Source organism: Hydrogenophaga sp. (assembly GCF_028698005.1).
Classification (GTDB): Bacteria; Pseudomonadota; Gammaproteobacteria; order Burkholderiales; family Burkholderiaceae_C; genus Hydrogenophaga.
Window position 1 is genome coordinate 1 of the sequence record NZ_JAQVEJ010000270.1, and the last position, 2,604, is coordinate 2,604.

Genomic DNA, 2,604 nt, shown 5'->3' on the forward strand with positions numbered 1-2,604 from the left:
CCGGGCTGCTGCACCCCGGCCTCCAGCGCCTGCTGGACGTGCGCCGCGTCGTCGGGTTGCGCAACCCGGCCCACAGCCTGGTCAAGCTCATGAACCCCTGCCAGGGCCATGCCCTGGTCGTGGGCAGTTACACCCACCCCGCATACGCGGTGTCCATGGCCGAGACCTTCGCGCTCGTCGGCGCCCATGCGATGTTGCTGCGCGGCACCGAGGGCGAACCCGTGGCCGATGCCCGGCGCACCCCGCGCATGGACGCCTTCCGCGACGGCGCGCGGCACTTGCTGCAGCCGGCGCAGGAGGGATCGCTCGCGAGCCTGCCCGAGCTGCCCAGTGACATCTCGCCCGACGCCACCGCCGCCTACATCCGCCGCGTGCTCGACGGCGAACTGCCCGTACCCGCGCCGATCGCGCGCCAGGCGGCACTCATCCTGCAGGAACTGCGCCCCATGCCCGCCGGCCAGGCGGTCCTGGCAGCCCAGGTCAGCCCATGACACCACACACCCTTTTTCCCGCTCCCGCCGGGATGCTGCCGGCCCCGGGCACCGTCACGCTCGTGGGCGCCGGCCCCGGCGACCCCGAGCTGCTCACCATCAAGGCCGCCCGCGCCATCGGTGCGGCCACCGTGCTGCTGGTCGACGACCTCGTGGGCGACGGGGTGCTGGGCTACGCCTCGCCCCAGGCCCGCCTCGTGCACGTCGGCAAGCGCGGCGGCTGCAAGAGCACGCCGCAGGCCTTCATCGAAAAGCTCATGATCATGGCCGCGCACCAGGGCGAGACCGTGGTGCGCCTCAAGGGCGGTGACCCGTTCATCTTCGGCCGCGGCGGCGAGGAGGTCGAGCACCTGCGCGCGGCCGGCATCCCGGTGCAGGTCATCAACGGCATCACCGCCGGCCTGGCCGGCCTGAGCTCGCTGGGCGCGCCGCTCACCCACCGCGACCGCGCGCACGGCGTCGTCTTCGTCACGGGCCACGCCAAGCCTGGCGACAAGGGCACCGACTGGCGCCAGCTCGCCGCCACGGCGCGCGACGCCAGGCTCACGCTGGTGATCTACATGGGTGTGTCCCACGCCGACGAGATCGAGCGCGACCTGCTCACCGGCCTGCCGGCCGACACCCCGCTGGCCATCATCCAGCACGCCAGCCAGCCACAGCAGCGCCATGCCGTCGCCACGCTGGGCACCCTGACCCGGACCCTGGCGGACGAAGGCCTGGGCAGCCCGGCGGTGATCGTCGTCGGCGACGTCGTGCGCGGCATCGCCGCCCTGCACCAGCCACAGGCCGAGACGCAGGCGCAGGTTCAGGCCGCCTGAGCGGGGGCCGCCCCGCATCCCGCCTACACTGCGGGCCATGCTTGCATTTGATGTTGCCGTGATCGGCGCCGGCGCGGCCGGCCTGTTCTGCGCGGGGATCGCCGGTCAACGGGGCCTGCGCGTCCTGGTGCTCGACCACAGCCCCAAGGTCGCCGAGAAGATCCGCATCTCGGGCGGCGGCCGTGCCAACTTCACCAACCGCGACATCGACCCGCGCGCGCCCCACCGTCACTTCCTGGGCGAAAACCCCGCCTTCTGCCGTTCGGCGCTCTCGCGCTACACACCGGCCGACTTCATCGCGCTGGTGCAGCGGCACGGCATCCCGTTCCACGAAAAGCACAAGGGACAGCTCTTCTGTGACCGCTCGGCCGAGGACCTGATCCGGATGCTGCTGGCCGAATGCGGCGCCGGCGGCGTGACGCGCTGGCAGCCTTGCAGCGTACAGGCCGTGCGCCAGGGCGGCGACGGCCGCTACGAGCTGGACACCGGCCGCGGCACGGTGACGGCCGGCAAGCTGGTGATCGCCACCGGCGGCCTGTCGATTCCCCAGATCGGCGCCACCGACTTCGGCCACCGCCTCGCGCAGCAGTTCGGGCTCAAGCTCGTCACGCCGCGCCCGGGACTCGTCCCGCTGACCTTCGACGGCGCCCACTGGGCGCCATACGCCGCGCTGGCGGGGCTGGCGCTGCCGGTGGACATCAGCACCGGCCAGGGCAAGGCGCGGGCCAGTTTTCTCGAGGACCTGCTGTTCACCCACCGCGGCCTGTCCGGGCCGGCGGTGCTGCAGATCTCCAGCTACTGGCAGCCGGGCACGCCGATCCGCCTCAACCTGGCACCCGAGACCGACCTGGCCGCGGAACTGGCCGCGGCCAAGCACCACTCCCGCAAGCGGCTGGCCAACGAGCTGGCGCGCTGGGTGCCCGCGCGCCTGGCCGATGCCTGGGCGCAGCAGAGCCCCGACTGGCAGAGTCCCATCGCCGAGACCGGCGACAAGGCGCTGACCCGGCTGGCCGGGCAACTCGCCCGCTGGGAGCTGGTGCCCACCGGCACCGAGGGCTACCGCAAGGCCGAAGTGACGCTGGGCGGCGTGGACACGCGCGAGCTCTCGCAACAGACCCTGGAGGCCAGGGCCCAGCCGGGCCTGCATTTCATCGGCGAGGTGGTGGACGTGACCGGCTGGCTCGGCGGCTACAACTTCCAGTGGGCCTGGGCCAGCGCCCACGCCTGTGCGCAGGCACTGTGACAGGTGTTCCACGCACCATGACCCGACCCACCCGACACGGGGCCCCTACCCC

The 2,604-nt window shown here is 72.8% G+C and carries 2 protein-coding genes and 1 pseudogene; all 3 read left to right on the forward strand.

What is annotated here, in order from left to right:
• Positions 1-491 (forward strand): annotated as a pseudogene (locus tag PHQ87_RS15875) (DNA-binding protein YbiB); the annotation flags it as partial.
• Positions 488-1,309, forward strand: a complete 822-nt coding sequence (gene cobA / locus PHQ87_RS15880; RefSeq protein WP_300236548.1) for a uroporphyrinogen-III C-methyltransferase — start codon at positions 488-490, stop codon at positions 1,307-1,309. The pseudogene PHQ87_RS15875 and the gene cobA, both read left to right, overlap by 4 nt.
• Before the next feature lie 37 nt (positions 1,310-1,346).
• Positions 1,347-2,552 carry an NAD(P)/FAD-dependent oxidoreductase gene (locus PHQ87_RS15885; protein WP_300236550.1) on the forward strand — a complete coding sequence of 402 codons (1,206 nt, stop codon included), beginning with the start codon at positions 1,347-1,349 and terminating at the stop codon, positions 2,550-2,552.
• Positions 2,553-2,604 lie beyond the last annotated feature (52 nt).